The sequence below is a fragment of the Bradyrhizobium shewense genome, assembly GCF_900094605.1.
GTDB classification, from domain to species: domain Bacteria; phylum Pseudomonadota; class Alphaproteobacteria; order Rhizobiales; family Xanthobacteraceae; genus Bradyrhizobium; species Bradyrhizobium shewense.
This window is the reverse complement of sequence record NZ_FMAI01000012.1, coordinates 23854-39779: the sequence shown is the minus strand read 5'-3', so window position 1 is coordinate 39779 and position 15926 is coordinate 23854. Positions and strand designations below refer to the sequence as shown.

The 15926-nt window shown below is 65.1% G+C and carries 13 protein-coding genes; 9 read left to right on the top strand and 4 right to left on the bottom strand.

Features of this window, described 5'->3' with window-relative positions:
• Positions 1 to 307 precede the first annotated feature (307 nt).
• Positions 308 to 760 (top strand): hypothetical protein, encoded by a 453-nt coding sequence (locus GA0061098_RS22605; RefSeq protein ID WP_091961288.1) that lies wholly within the window; start codon positions 308 to 310, stop codon positions 758 to 760.
• Positions 761 to 1111: 351 nt separating this feature from the next.
• On the opposite strand, the gene GA0061098_RS22600 is transcribed toward GA0061098_RS22605, so the two are convergent.
• A complete protein-coding gene (locus GA0061098_RS22600; protein WP_091961879.1) occupies positions 1112 to 2092 on the bottom strand; it encodes an ABC transporter substrate-binding protein in 981 nt (326 codons plus the stop codon).
• A gap of 488 nt (positions 2093 to 2580) precedes the next feature.
• On the opposite strand from GA0061098_RS22600, the gene GA0061098_RS22595 reads away from it, so the two are divergent.
• From GA0061098_RS22595 to GA0061098_RS22560, 8 genes are all read left to right on the top strand, one after another.
• Positions 2581 to 3681, top strand: coding sequence for an ABC transporter substrate-binding protein (locus tag GA0061098_RS22595; protein ID WP_091961875.1), 1101 nt, complete (start codon positions 2581 to 2583; stop codon positions 3679 to 3681).
• Complete coding sequence (locus GA0061098_RS22590) at positions 3659 to 4681, top strand: ABC transporter permease (RefSeq protein WP_091961283.1); 1023 nt, start codon at positions 3659 to 3661, stop codon at positions 4679 to 4681. Before GA0061098_RS22595 ends, GA0061098_RS22590 begins: the two co-directional genes overlap by 23 nt.
• The gene (locus GA0061098_RS22585; protein ID WP_091961279.1) at positions 4675 to 5472 is read left to right on the top strand and encodes an ABC transporter ATP-binding protein; all 798 of its coding nucleotides are present in this window, start codon (positions 4675 to 4677) and stop codon (positions 5470 to 5472) included. The genes GA0061098_RS22590 and GA0061098_RS22585 overlap by 7 nt, the downstream gene beginning before the upstream one ends.
• Entirely contained in the window at positions 5466 to 6638 is a 1173-nt protein-coding gene (locus GA0061098_RS22580) for an acyl-CoA dehydrogenase family protein (protein WP_091961274.1), read from the top strand. Before GA0061098_RS22585 ends, GA0061098_RS22580 begins: the two co-directional genes overlap by 7 nt.
• A 21-nt stretch (positions 6639 to 6659) precedes the next feature.
• Positions 6660 to 7760: an LLM class flavin-dependent oxidoreductase gene (locus GA0061098_RS22575; RefSeq protein ID WP_091961269.1), complete on the top strand. Its 1101-nt coding sequence runs from the start codon at positions 6660 to 6662 to the stop codon at positions 7758 to 7760.
• Positions 7761 to 8044: 284 nt separating this feature from the next.
• Positions 8045 to 8890, top strand: a complete 846-nt coding sequence (locus GA0061098_RS22570) for a CmcJ/NvfI family oxidoreductase (protein WP_091961265.1) — start codon at positions 8045 to 8047, stop codon at positions 8888 to 8890.
• 103 nt (positions 8891 to 8993) lie between these two features.
• The gene (locus tag GA0061098_RS22565) at positions 8994 to 9308 is read left to right on the top strand and encodes a septal ring lytic transglycosylase RlpA family protein (RefSeq protein WP_091961261.1); all 315 of its coding nucleotides are present in this window, start codon (positions 8994 to 8996) and stop codon (positions 9306 to 9308) included.
• 43 nt (positions 9309 to 9351) lie between these two features.
• Positions 9352 to 10521, top strand: coding sequence for a Gfo/Idh/MocA family protein (locus GA0061098_RS22560; RefSeq protein WP_091961259.1), 1170 nt, complete (start codon positions 9352 to 9354; stop codon positions 10519 to 10521).
• 46 nt (positions 10522 to 10567) lie between these two features.
• Here the strand turns inward: GA0061098_RS22560 and GA0061098_RS22555 are convergent, their stop codons facing one another.
• The 3 genes from GA0061098_RS22555 to GA0061098_RS22545 all read right to left on the bottom strand — a co-directional run bounded on the left by GA0061098_RS22555 (position 10568) and on the right by GA0061098_RS22545 (position 15887).
• Positions 10568 to 11878 carry an ABC transporter substrate-binding protein gene (locus GA0061098_RS22555; RefSeq protein WP_091961256.1) on the bottom strand — a complete coding sequence of 437 codons (1311 nt, stop codon included), beginning with the start codon at positions 11876 to 11878 and terminating at the stop codon, positions 10568 to 10570.
• Between the two features lie 158 nt (positions 11879 to 12036).
• The gene (gene uvrA, locus GA0061098_RS22550) at positions 12037 to 14547 is read right to left on the bottom strand and encodes an excinuclease ABC subunit UvrA (protein ID WP_091961252.1); all 2511 of its coding nucleotides are present in this window, start codon (positions 14545 to 14547) and stop codon (positions 12037 to 12039) included.
• A 155-nt stretch (positions 14548 to 14702) separates the two neighbouring features.
• On the bottom strand, positions 14703 to 15887 hold the full coding sequence (locus GA0061098_RS22545) for a calcium-binding protein (RefSeq protein WP_165637538.1): 1185 nt from the start codon (positions 15885 to 15887) through the stop codon (positions 14703 to 14705).
• Between the last annotated feature and the right edge of the window lie 39 nt (positions 15888 to 15926).

The window sequence follows — 15926 nt, the reverse complement described above, 5'->3', positions numbered from 1 at the left end:
GGAACCGATAGTAGCGGTACGAATAGTCAATCGTGAAGTAGGTTGTTGGTTGCGCAGGCGAGAAGCTTAATGCTTGGCCGCGGGGCTCCGGCATCGCGCCGGTGTCACGTCGGGCAGAGCGGGCTCGTTGGTCCGCCTTGCATGCCGGCAGCCGGCTCGTAGCGAGGCATGGACGATGCTTGGACGAGGCTTGTGCGCCGCACGCAAATCCGGGCTTTGAAAATCCGGGCTTTGACTTGGCGCAAAGATGCCCGATCATGCTGCTGCGATCCTTTTCCAAGCAAGACGTCAGACAGGGAGCAAGTCGATGAGGATCTGGAAAACGGCAATTGCCTGTTCGGTCGCCGGCGTGGTCATGGCCGGCCAAATTCAACAGGCGGCAGCGGCCCCGCTGCCGACCAACGTCGCGACCATGAAGGCCGCTGTTGGTGACGATGTCGCGCAGGTGCATTGGCGCGGCCGAGGCTGGGGCGGGGGCTGGGGCTGGGGTCTTGGCGGCCTTGCGGCCGGCGCGATCATCGGCGGCGCCATCGCCAGCAGCGCGCCTTATGGCTACGGCTATTACGGCGGCGGCCCGTATTACGGCGGCTATGGCTATGCGCCTGCCTATTATGGCGGCTATGGACCGGGTTACGCCTATGGTCCGGGTTACGGTTATGGATATCGTTCCTATTACCGTCCCCGTCCGTACTACGGCTACCGCTATGGCTATTACCGGCCTCGCGCGTACTACCGGCCTTATTATCGCGGATATTGGTGATCGCGCGAAGCTAGAGCGAGAGCCACACGATCAGGCTCATGCAGGCGAAATGCATGAGCACGATCGCGGCGAGATGCAGCGGGCCGGGCTTGAAGCGAGGCCTGCCAGCGTTTAGAGCGCGAAGGATCGAAGTCGAATTGAGTTCGGACAATAGCTGCGCTCTCTCCGTTCCCTCCCCCCTTGTGGGGGAGGGGCAGGGAGGGGGTGCCACACGGGGATTCTCTCCGTCGCGCCCGTCCTCTGTGCGTCATCACTCGCACCTCTTCTTGGGCTACCCCCCTCCCTAACCCTCCCCCACAAGGGGGGAGGGAACGCACCTTTGTTGGGGCGTTGAGTTCATCCATTGGGGAGTCAATTCGATCCCGCCGCCGCAGCCGTGAAGCTGCGGTCGACGGCTTTGCTGACGTCGAGCTTCTTGGGCAGGATGCCGTAACGCGTCGAGCGGTCGGAGGCTTCCTGCACCTCCTTCACCACGTTCTCGTCGATCACGATCGGGCTGGTACGCTGCGCGGTATAGGCTGACAGCAGCACGTCTTCCGGCAATTTGGTCAGCTCGGCGGTGTTCCTGGCATATTCGGAAACGTGATCCAGCGACCACAGCCGCGCCTTGTTCAGCCGCTGCACCAAGTCCTGCACCGCCGCGCGCTTGGTGGCGATGGCGTTGTCGGAGGCGACGATGAAGGTGATGGTCGGCGTCAGGCCCTCGCCGTCGGCGATCACGCGAGCCCTGTCCTTCAGCGTGGCGAACGAGACGTAGGGCTCCCACACCGCCCAGGCGTCGATCGAGCCGGCGACCAGCGCGATCTTGGCATCGACGGGGCCGAGCGGCGCGAAGGTCGCATCCTCGAGCTTGATCTGCGCCTTCTCCAGCGTCGCGTCGATCAGGAACTGGCCCCAGCCGCCGCGGGTGCCGGCGAGGCGTTTACCCCTAAGGTCGGCGGCCGATTTGATCGGCGAGTCCTGACGCACCAGGATGGCTTGCGTCTTCGCATCCGACCTGGTGCCGCCGATCGCCTTGATCGGCGCGCCGGCGGCGTAGACCGAGAGGAAAGAGAGATCGCCGGTGTAGCCGACGTCGAGCGCACCGGCGTTGAGCGCTTCCAGGATCGGTGCCGCCGCGGGGAATTCCGACCATTCGATTCTGTAGGGCAGGTCCTTCGCATAACCGGAGATTTCGAGCAGCGAGCGGTTGCCGCCCTTCTGGTCGCCGACGCGCAGCACGACGGTGTCCGCGGCGAACGACGCGGCAGTCGTCGACAGCGTGATGGCGGCGGCGAATAGCGATGCGGCGAGCCGGCGGGTAATGGAATGATCGTGGGAGTTGATGCTCATATAGCCTGTCTTGTTGCTTGCTTGTGACTTTGGCTCACGACGCGTGAGCGAGCGATGCAGCGAGACGATCAAGTCTATGACCGCGCGAAGTGCAGTCAATGAAATGGCCAACCGTATTGCGCGCGCATCGGGCAAGGACGTTTCATTGAATCCTTGCGCGCGAGAACACGACGTTCTTGCGAGAGAAAGATGCACGGGATCTAAGCAGATGTGCGCTCGTGGCGATCGCCGGGAGCAACCGCATTCACGAAAATCGTTTCATCGTTCTCGCGCGCGCCGATGGAGAGAATGACCTCGCTTCGCATCACATTCGAAATTCCATTTCATTGACGATGCGGCGAGTGCGCCGCATGATTTGCGCATCGCATCAACGCGGCGCGACAAACGCCGACGGAATAATTTTCTCTCAACGCAGCTCCGTACGGACCATGCGCAACGTGAAGCGTTGCGCACATAGCGGAGTCGTGCCAGCGCAGGAGTGGGGACTGATGAACAGCGACGACAAGCGCGGCGGACGGGGGCTCGACCGGCGCCATCTGCTCCAGGCGGGGCTTGCGGCAGCTTTCGCCGCGCCACTCGGCGCGCTGGGCGCGCAGGCTTTTGCGCCGCGCGGGATTGCATCCGGCATCGACTTCTCGGAATTTCCGCTGTGCCGGACGGCCTCGGACGCACCCGCGCTCACCGGCGCGCCGCGCAAGCTGAAACTGTCGTGGAACGCCGGCGCCGTCTGCCTCGCGCCCGTGCCTGTTGCGATCGAGCACGGCTTCTTCCAGAAGCACAATCTCGACGTCGAGCTCGTCAACTATTCCGGCTCGACTGACCAGTTGCTCGAGGCGATCGCGACGGGAAAGAGCGATGCCGGCCTCGGCATGGCGCTGCGCTGGCTGAAGCCGCTGGAGCAGGGCTTTGACGTCAAGATCGCCGCCGGCACCCACGGCGGTTGCATGCGCGTACTGTCGCGCGCCGATTCCGGCGTCGCCAGGCTCGCCGATCTCAAGGGCAAGATCGTCGCGGTCGGCGATCTCGCCGGTCCCGACAAGAACTTTTTCTCGATCCAGCTCGCCAAGCTCGGTATCGATCCCAACAAGGATGTCGACTGGCGCGCCTATCCCGGCAACCTCCTTAACGTCGCCGTGGAGAAGGGCGAGGTGCAGGCGTTCCTGTCCTCCGATCCGCTGGCCTATCTCTGGCTCAAGGACACCCAGTACAAGGAAGTCGCCTCCAATCTGGACGGCGAATTTCGCGAAAAGAGCTGCTGCATCCTGGGCCTGCGCGGCAGCCTGGTGCGGGAGGAGCCGCAGGTCGCGCGCGCCATCACGCAGGCGCTGCTCGATGCCGCGATGTTCAGCTCGCAGAATGCGACGGCCGCCGCAAAATCGTTCCAGCCTTACGCGCCGAAGGCGGCCACGCTCGCCGATATCGAGGGCATGGTGCGCTACCACACCCACCATCATCATCCCGTCGGCGATGTGCTGAAGCGCGAGCTCAAGGCCTATGCCGACGATCTCAAGAGCGTGCAGGTCTTCAAGCCGAGCACCGATACGGCCAAATTCGCGGAGCGCATCTATGTCGACGTATTCGCTGTCTGACGGGCTCGCCTCCGGCGCGCCGCGTCTTTCCCGCACGCCGCTGCTGGCGAACTGGGCGAGGGAATCCGGCGTCGGCGTGCTCGCCAGCATCGCCTGGATCGCCTTCGGCCTGTCCTGCCTGTGGTGGGAGGATGTCGGCGACTGGTCGCGCACGCATTCGCTCGGCATCGCCGCCTTCGTCATCGCGGCCATCGCGCTGTTCGGCACCGTCGGTGCCGATTATCTGGGATCGGCGGGCAGGGCCCTGCGCAAGCGCGCGCCCTGGCTGGTCGCGCTCGGCGCCTTCCTGACGCTGTGGGAGGTCGCGACGGCAAAGTTCGCCTGGCTGCCGCTGCCGTTCTTCCCGCCGCCGCAGTCTATCATCGAGGTCTATACCGACGATTTGCCAAAGCTGCTCGACAGCGTCTTCGCCTCGGTCAAGCTCCAGCTCGGCGGCTATCTGATCGGGGTCACGGTCGGCTTCCTGACCGGCGTCTCGATCGGTTGGTCGCGCGCGGTCGGCTATTGGGTGCATCCGGTGCTGCGCTTCATCGGCCCGTTGCCGGCAACGGCCTGGCTGCCGATCGCCTTCTTCACCTTCCCGTCGAGCTGGAGCGCCTCGACCTTCCTCATCGCGCTGGCAACGGGCTTTCCCGTCACCGTGCTGACCTGGTCGGGCGTCGCGAGCGTCAGCAATGCCTATTACGACGTCGCGCGCACGCTGGGCGCCAAGCCGTCCTTCCTGGTGCTGAAGGTCGCGATCCCCGCCGCGCTGCCGCACGTCTTCGTCGGACTGTTCATGGGGCTGGGCTCGTCCTTCGCCGTGCTCGTCGTCGCCGAGATGATCGGCGTCAAGGCCGGGCTCGGTTGGTACCTGCAATGGGCGCAGGGCTGGGCCGCCTACGCCAACATGTATGCGGCACTGATCGTGATGTCGCTGCTCTGCTCCGGCGCGATCACGCTGCTGTTTGCAATCCGCGATCGGCTGCTGGTCTGGCAGAAGGGGACTGTGAAATGGTAACCGCAGCTCTCGCCGAAGCCGTCACGCATCCGGCGGCCGGCGCCGCGCTCGACATCGAGCAGGTCAGCCACGCCTTCGACATCGACGGTACGGAGCTGCCCGTGCTCAGCGATGTCAGCATCTCCGTGGAGCCGGGCGAATTCGTCGCGCTGCTCGGTCCCTCCGGTTGCGGCAAGTCGACCTTGCTGCGCCTCGTCGCCGGCCTCGACAAACCCCGGGCGGGAAGATTGCGGGAGGATGAAAGCCGCATCAGAAGCCCGCATCCCTCGCGCGTGGTCGTGTTCCAGGATCCGACGCTGTTTCCCTGGCGGTCGGTCTGGGACAACGTCGCCCTGGGCCTCGAGGCCCAGGGCATTTTGAAGAGTCAGCGTCACCGCGTCGACGACGCACTCGATCTCGTGGGGCTGGCCTCGTTCCGCAACGCCTATCCGCACCAGCTCTCCGGCGGCATGGCGCAGCGCGTCGCGCTCGCCCGCGCGCTGGTCAACGATCCCAAGATCCTGATCCTCGACGAGCCGCTCGGCAAGCTCGACTCGCTGACCCGCATCACGATGCAGGCGGAGCTCGTCTCACTCTGGCAGCGCAAGGGTTTTACCACGCTGCTCGTGACCCACGACGCCGAGGAAGCGCTGGTGCTCGCCAACCGCGTCATCGTCTTCAGCGATCGTCCCGCCCGCGTGAAGGCCGACATCCGCGTCGATCGGCCCTATCCGCGCCATCGCGGCGATCCCTATTTGGCGGACCTCCGCCGCCAGATCCTCGGCCTGCTGGGGCTGGACGCCACATGGTGACATCCGCAGCCAAAGGGCGCACGGCCCAGAGCGAGCCCGACTACGTCGCGCGGGCCGAAGCATTGGCCGAAGGTTTCGCAGCACGCGCAGCCGAGCATGACCGCACCGGCAGCTTTCCCTTCGAGAATTTTCGCGAGCTGTCCGAAGCGGGCTTGCTGTCGCTGACGGTGCCGGCAATCCATGGCGGGGCAGGCGCGGGCGCAAGGTACACCGCGCGCGTCCTCGGCGTCATCGGCAAGGCCGACCCGTCGACCGCGCTTGTGCTCTCGATGCACTACATCAACCATCTCGTCATGGCGCGCAGCCCGACCTGGCCGGTGCGGCTGTCGCGCAAGCTTGCGCGTGAGAGCGTCGACGGCCTCGCGCTCGTCAACGCGCTGCGGGTCGAGCCCGAGCTCGGCTCACCCGCCCGCGGCGGCCTGCCGTCGACGATCGCACGGCGTACCGAGACCGGCTGGCGCCTCTCCGGCCACAAAATCTATTCGACAGGCTCGCCGATCCTGAAATGGTACCTGGTCTGGGCGCGGACGGATGAGGCCGAGCCGCGCGTCGGACAATTCCTGGTGCCGGCGGGCCTGCCGGGCACGCGCATCGTCGAGACCTGGGATCATCACGGCCTGCGCGCCAGCGGCAGCCATGACGTCATCTTCGACGACGTCGTGATCCCGCTCGATGCCGAGGTCGATGTGCGCAAGCCCCAGGATTGGCGCGCGCCCGACGTTGCACAGGCCGCCGTCCACACGGTCTTCGTCGCGGCGATCTATGACGGCGTCGCCCGCGCCGCGCGCGACTGGTTGATCACGTTCCTGAAGCAGCGCGTGCCCGCCAGCCTCGGCGCGCCGCTCGCGACCCTGGCCCGCGCGCAGGAGATGCTCGGCGCCATCGAGGCGCGGCTCGCGGTCGATGCGCGGCTGATCGCCTCCTTCGCTGGCGATTTCGACGACGGTGTCGCGCTCTCCGCGGCCGAATCTAACGTCATCAAGCTCACCGTCACAAACAACGCCGTCGCCGTGGTCGAGGATGCACTGTCACTCACCGGCAATCACGGCCTGTCCCGCACCAATCCGCTGGAGCGGCACTATCGCGACGTGCTGTGCGGCCGGGTGCACACGCCGCAGGACGATTCCACGCGTATCGGCCTCGGCCGCGCTGCGCTCGGGCTCTAAGAGATCAACAGGGAGACGATCATGTCGATCGAGTTCATCGGCTTCATCAGCAACAACAATTCGTCCGAGACCGTCGTCCGCGAGGGACCGGTCCTCAACCCCACCCACATCGAGACGGTGGCGAAGGCGCATGAGAATGCCGGCTTCGATCGCGCGCTGCTGGCATTTCATTCGACCTCGCCCGACGCGCTCCAGGTGGCGCAGCACGTCCTCAACGTGACCTCCCGCCTCAACGTGCTGATCGCGCAGCGGCCGGGCTTCACTGCCCCGACATTGCTGGCGCGGCAATTCGCAGCGCTCGACCAGTTTTCCCGCGGCAGGGTTGCGCTCCACGTCATCACCGGCGGCAATGCCCCCGAGCTCAGGCAGGACGGCAACACGCTCGACGACAAGGACGAGCGCTACGCCCGCACTTCCGAGTTTCTCGATATCCTCAAGCTGGAATGGACCAGCGAGAAGCCGTTCACCTACAAGGGCAGGTACTACCAGGTCGAGAACGCCTTCTCGCAGGTGAAGCCGTATCGCCCCGAAGGCATCCGCGTCTATTTCGGCGGGGCCTCGGATGCGGCGATCGATGTTGCCGGCAAGCACGCCGACACCTTTGCGCTGTGGGGCGAGTCCTACGCGCAGGTGCGTGACGTGACCGCGCGCGTCCACAACGCCGCGGTCCGGCAGGGCCGGCCGACGCCGCGCTTCAGCCTCTCGGTGCGCCCGATCATTGCGCCCACGGAGAAGCTGGCCTGGGAGAAGGCGGAGGAGATTCTGGCGCGTGCCACCGCGCTGCAGGACAAGACCGGCTATCGCAAGCCCGCCGATGGCCACGCCACCGCCGGTGCGCGGCGCCTGCTCGCGCTCGCCGACCAGGGCAGCCGCATCGACAAGCGGCTGTGGACCGAGATCGCAAAGCTCACCGGCGCCAACAGCAACACCACCGCGCTGGTCGGTACGCCCGAGCAGGTCGCCGAAGTCTTCGGCGATTATTACGATCTCGGCATCAGCCATTTCCTGATCCGCGGATTCGATCCCTTGATCGACGCGATCGAGTATGGCCGCGAGCTGATCCCGCTGACGCGCGAGCTGGTTGCCAGGCGTCAGGCCGTTCGCGGCCAGGCCGCGGAATGATCCGCCTCTCGTGTCCCGGACGCGGTGCAGCGTGCAACGCTGCTCCGCAGAGCCGGGACCCATGCCACGCAGGATGCTCTCGGAGAGATGGGGCACGAGAACTCACAGGACGCTCAAGCATCCGTGAAACGAGGGTGCGCCTTCTAGCCCGATAGCCATCCTCGACACGTTCGTTCTGCGCTTCACGCCGCCGACAACATCCCCATTGCTATTTGCACCGCCTCCCTTGCGCCGCTTCGCACCCCGTCAAAAATCAATCCGACGACCACATCGGGAGACCGGCCATGGGCCTGCAAGAAACGAGAATCGAATCGCTTCCCTTCGTCACTGCCGAACTGAACTATCTCGCGCCGACCGCGGGAAAACCGCGCACCTACGCTTTCGACCCGCCGCCGGGCGAGCCCAAGAGCACGTCGCTGCCGGAGCCGCATCAAGTGCCGATCTTCGATGCGCGGCTGATCGCGCAAAACTTCTCGCTCGACCGTGAGGGCTTTGCGCTGGTGCGTCATCCAACCCAGGTGAAAGACTTCTACGACGACGCAGAGGTGAGGGCGGTCTACTATCCCGCCGTCGAGGCGTTCCTGCGCGCGACGCTCAAGGCGGACCGCGTCGTCATCTTCGACCATACCGTGCGCAAGCGCGTCGAAGGCGCCGCCGACATTCGCGGCGGCGGCCCGCGCCAGCCGGCCACGCGCGTCCATGTCGACCAGACCGCGGTCTCCGGCGCCAACCGCGTGCGCGAGCATCTGCCTGACGAAGCCGAAGAGCTGCTGAAGGGCCGCGTGCAGGTGATCAATCTCTGGCGGCCGATCCGCGGTCCCTTGCGCGATTCACCGCTGGCGATGGCCGACGGCACCACGGTTGCGCCCGGCGATCTCGTGGCGTCCGACCTGATCTATCCCAGCCGCCGCGGCGAGACCTATTCGGTGAAATACAATCCAGATCATCGCTGGTTCTATTTTCCGGAGATGACACCGGACGAGGCGCTGCTGCTGAAGTGCTACGATTCCGCAACCGACGGCCGCACCCGCTTCGGGCCGCACACCGCCTTCGTCGATCCGACCACGCCTGATGATGCCGCGCCGCGTGAAAGCATCGAGGTGCGCACGCTGGTTTTTCACAAACAGTAACAATGTGTGATGGAACTGCCGGGATCCGACCCGGCAGTTCCAGGAACTGAAGGGAACAAACTGACGTTTGCGGGACGGGTCTGGGCCAACCCGGAGCGGTGCCGTGCGCGCGCAGCCGACGCTATTGTTTTGTCTCGCTACTTTCTCGTTTTCACCATTTTCTGTTGCCCATGCCGAAAGCGGGCTCGCCTCCTATTACGGCTACGCAAAAGCCGGCAAAGGCGGCGAACTGACCTGTGCACACCGCACGCGCCCGTTTGGCAGCGTGCTGAGGGTCTCCTATGGCAGCCGCTCGATCCAGTGTCGCGTCAACGATCGCGGCCCGTTCATCCGCGGCCGTATCGTCGATCTCTCGGTGCCGGCCGCCCGCGCGCTCGGCATGATGAGTGCCGGCGTGGTGCGAGTCTCCGTGGAATAGGCCAGCCAGCGCGCTATAGTGCCGCCCAAAGCAAGGGGGCACTATGGCTGGGATCAGGGTCGGACTCGTCGGCTGCGGCTTCGTATCGGAGCTGCACATGTATGCGTTCCGGCGCGTCTATGGCGTGGACGTCGAAGTCGCGGCGGTGGCCGCACGCGGCGACCATGTCGTCGAATTCGCTGGCCGTCACACCATCCCGCGGGTCTATCGCAGCTTTGCCGAGTTGATCGCCGACCGCGAGATCGACGTCATCGACATCTGCACGCCGCCCAATCTTCATGCCGAAATGATCGTCGCGGCGATGCAGGCCGGCAAGCACGTGATCTGCGAAAAGCCGTTCGCCGGCTATTTCGGCCGCGACGGCGACAAGCAGCCGATCGGCAAGCACGTGCCGAAGGCGCTGATGTATGAGCGCGTGCTGGAGGAGATGGACAAGACGCGCGCCGCGATCGAGCGCACCGGAAAACTCTTCATGTATGCCGAGGATTGGATCTACGCGCCCGCGGTGACCAAGACCGCGGAGATCATCAAGGCGACCAAGGACAAGATCCTCTTTATGAAGGGCGAGGAGAGTCATTCCGGCTCGCACGCGGCCCATGCCGCGCAATGGGCGATGACCGGAGGCGGCTCGCTGATCCGCATGGGCTGCCATCCGCTCTCCGCCGTGCTCTACCTCAAGCAGGTCGAAGCGAAGGCGCGCGGCGAGAGTATCCGCGTGGCCAGCGTCACCGGCGATGTCGGCAACGTCACAGCCGGCCTCAAGCCGGAGGAGCGCACCTACATCAAGGCCAATCCGGTCGATGTCGAGGACTGGGGCACGCTGACCGCGACCTTCTCGGACGGCACCAAGGCGACCGTGTTCTCCGGCGACATGATCATGGGCGGCGTGCGCAATCTGGTCGAGACGTACACGTCAGGCGGCTCGCTGTTCGCCAACATCACCCCGAACAACCATCTGATGAGCTACCAGACGTCCGAGGAGAAGCTCGCCAGCGTCTACATCACCGAAAAGGTCGACCGCAAAACCGGCTGGCAATATGTCTGCCTCGAGGAGGAATGGACGCGCGGCTATCTGCAGGAGATCCAGGACTTCATGGAATGCGTGGCGACGGGGCGGCAGCCGGTGTCCGACCTCGCGCTGGCCTATGAGACGATCAAGGTGAACTACGCGGGGTATTGGGCCGCGGAGGAGGGGCGGAGGGTGGTGTTGTAGAGCATGCTTCCTCCCACCCTCCAAGGGAGGGTGGGAGCAAGCCGCCCTACGTCCCGTAGGTCGATCCCTTCGGCAGCGGGAATACCGGGTCTTGCGTGCGGATGTTGGTCGGCCACACCACCGAGATGTGCTCGCCCGCGTTCTGCATCACCACCGGCGTCGAGCGTTCGTTCTGGCCGGACAGCGGCGTGCCCGGCGGGAAGAATTTGACGCCATAGCCCTGGATGGTGCCGCCGGCGGGAATGTCGACGTCGAGCGCGGCCTTGCGGATCGCCTCCGGCTCGAAGCTGCCGTACTTCTCCTTGGCGACAGGCAGCACGTTGTTGAGCAGCACCCAGGTCTGGTTGAAGCCCATCGAGCAGTGCGGCGGCACGTCGGTGGCGCCGGTCTTGGTCTGGTAGCGCGAGACCATGGTCTTGATCAGCTCGCCCATGCCCGGCGCGAGTTTCGCCGCATCGAGCAGCTGCGCCGGCACCGGATCGATGTTGCAGAAATTGTCGATGTCGGGACCGAAGGTCGCGCGCAGCTTGTCGAGCTGGCTGTAGCCGGCGCCGGCCCCGAACAGCATCTTGAAGCGCAGGCCGCTTTCGCGGGCCTGGCGCAGGAACAGGGTGATATCGGGGTTGTAGCCGGCATGCGAGATCACATCGGCCTTGGCGCGCTTGATCTTCGTCACGAGCACCGAGAGGTCGGGCGCGGAAGCCGAATAGCCTTCGCGCAGCACGACCTGGATGCCGGCCTGCTTGGCATAGGCCTCGTCGGCAGCGGCGACGCCGACGCCATAGGGGCCGTCCTCGTGGATCAGCGCGACCTTGACGTCCTTCGCCTCCATGCCGAGCTTGGCTTTCGCATGCTCGGCGATGAAGCCGGCAAAGGCCTGGCCGTACTGGTCGGAATGGATCTGCGCGCGAAACACGTATTGCAAATTCTTGTCCTTGAACACGGCGGTCGAGACCGCGGTCGTGATCCAGAGGATCTTCTTCTGCTGCTCGACCTTCGCCGCCATCGGCACCGCATGCGCACTGGAATAGACGCCGTTGATGATGTCGATCTTTTCCTGGCTGATCAGCCGCTCGGCCTCGTTGATGGCGACGTCGGCCTTGCTCTGGGAGTCCGCCGCGACCGGCACGATCTTGGTCTTGCCGCCGATGCCGCCCTTCTCGTTGACGAGGTCGATGGCGATCTGTGCGCCGACCGAGGAGGCGACCGAGCCGCCGGCGGCGAACGGGCCGGTGAGGTCGTAGATCAGGCCGATGCGCAAATTCTCGGCCTGCGCCTGGGCCCGCGTCCAATCGAGGCTGAGTGTGGCGGCGGCAGCCGCCGTACCCTTCAGCAGCTGCCTGCGTGAAGTCGGCATCCTATCCTCCCTCAAAACCGTTCTTATGACTGGTTGTTATTTTTTTGCGAAGTATGGGGAGCGGGACGGCGGAAAGTCAACATGGCGAAAGTCGGGTCTGTCAGCTGCGCCATAGAACGCAATTGCGAAATGACGGTGAGGCTTGGCGAGACCGAGCGCTACTGCTTCAAGCGCCGCGAGAGATAATGCGCGGTCTTGCCGCTGGCCTTGGCAACCTGATCCGGCGTTCCCGATGCGACGATGCGGCCGCCCTCGTCGCCGGCACCGGGGCCGAGATCGATGATCCAGTCGCTGTGCGAGACGACGTCCATGTCGTGCTCGACCACGACCACGCTGTTGCCGGCGTCCACGATCCGCTCGAGCTGGGCGATCAGCCGCTCGACGTCCCGTGGATGCAGCCCGGTGGTCGGCTCGTCCAGCACATAGAGCGTATGGCCCCGTTGCGGACGCATCAGCTCGGTCGCCAGCTTGATGCGCTGGGCTTCGCCACCGGATAATTCGGTGGCGGACTGGCCGAGGCGGATATAGCCGAGGCCGACCTCGCGGACCACCGACAGCGACCGGTTCAGCGCGGCATCGCCCTCGAAGAACTCAAAGGCCTCGTCGACGCGCATCGCCAGCACATCCGCGATGGATTTTCCGCGGATTGTCACCTCGAGCGTCTTGTCGTTGTAGCGGGCGCCCTTGCAGGTCGGGCAGGGGGCGTAGACGCTGGGCAGGAACAGCAGCTCGACACAGACGAAGCCTTCGCCCTCGCAGGTCGCGCATCGTCCTTTCGCGACATTGAACGAGAAGCGTCCGGCATCGTAGCGGCGGGACTTTGCCTGCGGCGTTGCCGCGAACAGTTTTCGGACATGGTCGAACAGGCCGGTATAGGTCGCAAGATTGGACCGCGGCGTGCGGCCGATCGGCTTCTGATCGACGACGACGAGGCGATTGACCTGGTCAAGGCCGGCAACGATCCTGCCGCCCAACGTCTCGACCGTCGGGGCCAAGCTGTCGTCATCGGCGTCAGCGGCAAGCGTATGGCCGAGATGCGCGGCGACGGCCTCGACGAGGAACTGGCTGATCAGGCTCGATTTGCCGGAGCCGGACACGCCGGTGATGCTGGTGAGGATTCCGAGCGGAATATCGACGTCGAGACCACGAAGGTTGTTGCGGGATACGCCCCTGAGCTTCAGATGGCCCTTCGGCTCGCGGCGCGCCGTCGGCAGCTTCTTGCGCGGACGTCCGAGGTAATGCGCGGTTCGCGATTGCTCGATGTCACCGAGCCCTTCCGGCGGCCCGCTGTAGAGGATGAGCCCGCCGCCGTCGCCGGCGTCGGGGCCGACATCCACCAGCCAGTCGGCGTGGCTGATCACCTCGATCTCGTGCTCGACCACGAAGATCGAGTTGCCGGCGTGCTTCAGCCGGTCCAGCGCCCGCAGCAGCGCCTCGGTGTCGGCGGGATGCAGGCCTGCTGACGGCTCGTCGAGCACGTAGACGACGCCGAACAGGTTCGAGCGGACCTGCGTCGCAAGGCGCAGCCGTTGCAATTCGCCCGGTGACAGCGTCGGCGTGCTGCGCTCGCAGGCGAGATAGCCAAGGCCGAGATCGAGCAGGACGGCGAGCCGCGCCGACAGATCCTCGCAGATACGCTTGGCGACGACGGTCTTCTCCGTCTTGTCCGTCGAAGTCTTTGCGAACGGCTTGACCACTTCCTGCAATTGCTTGAGCTGTAAATGCGACATCTCGGCGATATTGAGCCCGGCGAACCTGACCTTGAGTGCCTCGGGCTTGAGCCGGGTGCCGTGGCAGGTCGGACAATCCTGGGTGATCATGAATTGCGCGACGCGGCGCTTCATCATCGCGCTCTCGGACTTGGCGTAGGTCTGCATCACGTAGCGCTTGGCGCCGGTGAACGTGCCTTGGTAGCTCGGCTCCTCCTTGCGGCGCAGCGCCCGTTTGACCTCGGCGGCGTCGTAGCCGGCATAAACAGGAACGGTCGGCTGCTCCTCGGTGAACAGGATCCAGTCGCGGTCCTTTTTCGGCAGCTCGTGCCACGGCTTGTCCACGTCGTAGCCCAGCGTCGTCAGGATGTCCCGGAGGTTCTGCCCTTGCCAGGCACTCGGCCAGGCCGCGACGGCGCGCTCGCGGATCGTCTTGGTGTCGTCGGGCACCATCGATTTCTCGGTGACGTCGAGCATCCGGCCGATGCCGTGGCAGGTCGGACAGGCCCCCTCCGGCGTGTTCGGCGAGAACGCCTCCGCATAGAGCATCGGCTGTCCCCGCGGGTAATCGCCGGCGCGGGAATAGAGCATCCTCAGCAGGTTCGAGATGGTGGTCACGCTGCCGACTGACGACCTCGTCGTCGGCGCGCCGCGCTGCTGCTGAAGTGCCACGGCGGGCGGCAGGCCCTCGATGTCGTCGACTTCAGGGATCTGCATCTGGTGGAAGAGGCGCCGCGCATAGGGCGACACCGATTCCAGATAGCGCCGCTGCGCCTCGGCGTAGATCGTTCCAAAGGCGAGCGAGGATTTCCCGGACCCCGACACGCCCGTGAACACGACGAGGGCGTTGCGTGGAATGCGAACGTCGACGTTCCTGAGATTGTGCTCGCGCGCGCCGCGCACCCGCACGAAGCCGTCGTCCTGCATCAGGCCGTCGGGTCGTCTTGGTCGATCGTCCATCTTGCTTCTCCAGGCCGCGTCGGAATTAACGGCAAGATCGCAGGATGGGTCCTTCGAGGCCAGTGGGCCTAGTGGCGTTCTGCACAAAGCCAAGGCCGGCCGCGATGACGGCGAGGGGCCTTGCGAGGATTTGGGTTGCGGCGGCAAGCCGCGCCTCAGACGATGAAATCCCTGGCGTTGAGATCGGCGGCATGGATGCCGTCCAGCGTGATGGTGTCGTTGGCCGTCAGCTGGATCACCGCATTGCCGGCGCTGTCGTCGCTGATCAGGCTCTTCAGCGCGGCCCAGTCCGCAAAGCCATAGGCCCTCACGTCGATCACGTCGTACTCGGGTGTCGTGCTGCCCGCCGCCTTGTTGCCCTGATCGAAATCGTTGATCACGTCCTGGCCCGAGCCTGCCCCGAACACGAACAGATCGTTGCTCGGTCCGCCCCAGAGCTGATCGTTGCCGCCTCCGCCGTTCAGCAGATCCCTGCCGCCGGTGATCGAGCCGCCCACGGCGGGAGTGTAGATGCGTGCATCGCCATACAGCCAATCGCCGCGATCGCTCCCGTAGAGAATATCATTGCCACCCTGTGCGTTGCCGGACATCAGCGAAGCATCGCCGACGAGCGCGATGGAGGTCGAATCGGGATTGCCGTCGACGGCCGCGATCAGGATGTCGTCCCCGCCACGGGCATTGTCGCTCATGTAGCCGCTATCGCCGAGCAGTGATGCGCCGCCGGACCGCGCATCGACGCCGAGTGTATAGATGAGGATGTCCCGGCCGCCGCGTGCATCGCCGCTCATGGTCACCAAGGCATCACCAGATATCGACGCGTTGCCAGAGAAGCCGGCCTGGACCACGCTGACGATGTCGTTGCCGCCTTGGGAGTTGCCGCTCATGAGCGATCCGGAATCGCCGCTGAACGCACCATACGATCTGTCGCCCATCTCTGCCGTGATGAGGTCGTTGCCGCCCTTGGTATCCCCAGTCATGGCGATTTCGGCGTCGCCCGAGAGATAGACGCTCGCATAGATCGCATTCGAGGCCTCGACATGCAGCACGTCGTTGCCGCCGCGGGCTTGGCCGGACATGATCTGCGCGTCGCCGTCAAAGGTCGTATAGGGCAAGCGACCCTGAACGGTGGCGACGAGAAGGTCGTTGCCGCCATGCGATTGGCCCTCCAGGATCGACTCGTCACCGACAAACAGCAGGCTGCTGGGCCCGTCATCGACTGTTGCGATCATGATGTCGTTACCGCCATGGCCGTCGACCGGTAAACCGGGGTCTCCGAACGCGATCACGAGCTCCTGGCTTCCAACGCTGACGATGATCGTGTCGTTTGGCATACGGCGCATCGTTCAACTCCCAATTCATGCTCGAGCGCGGCCGGAGAG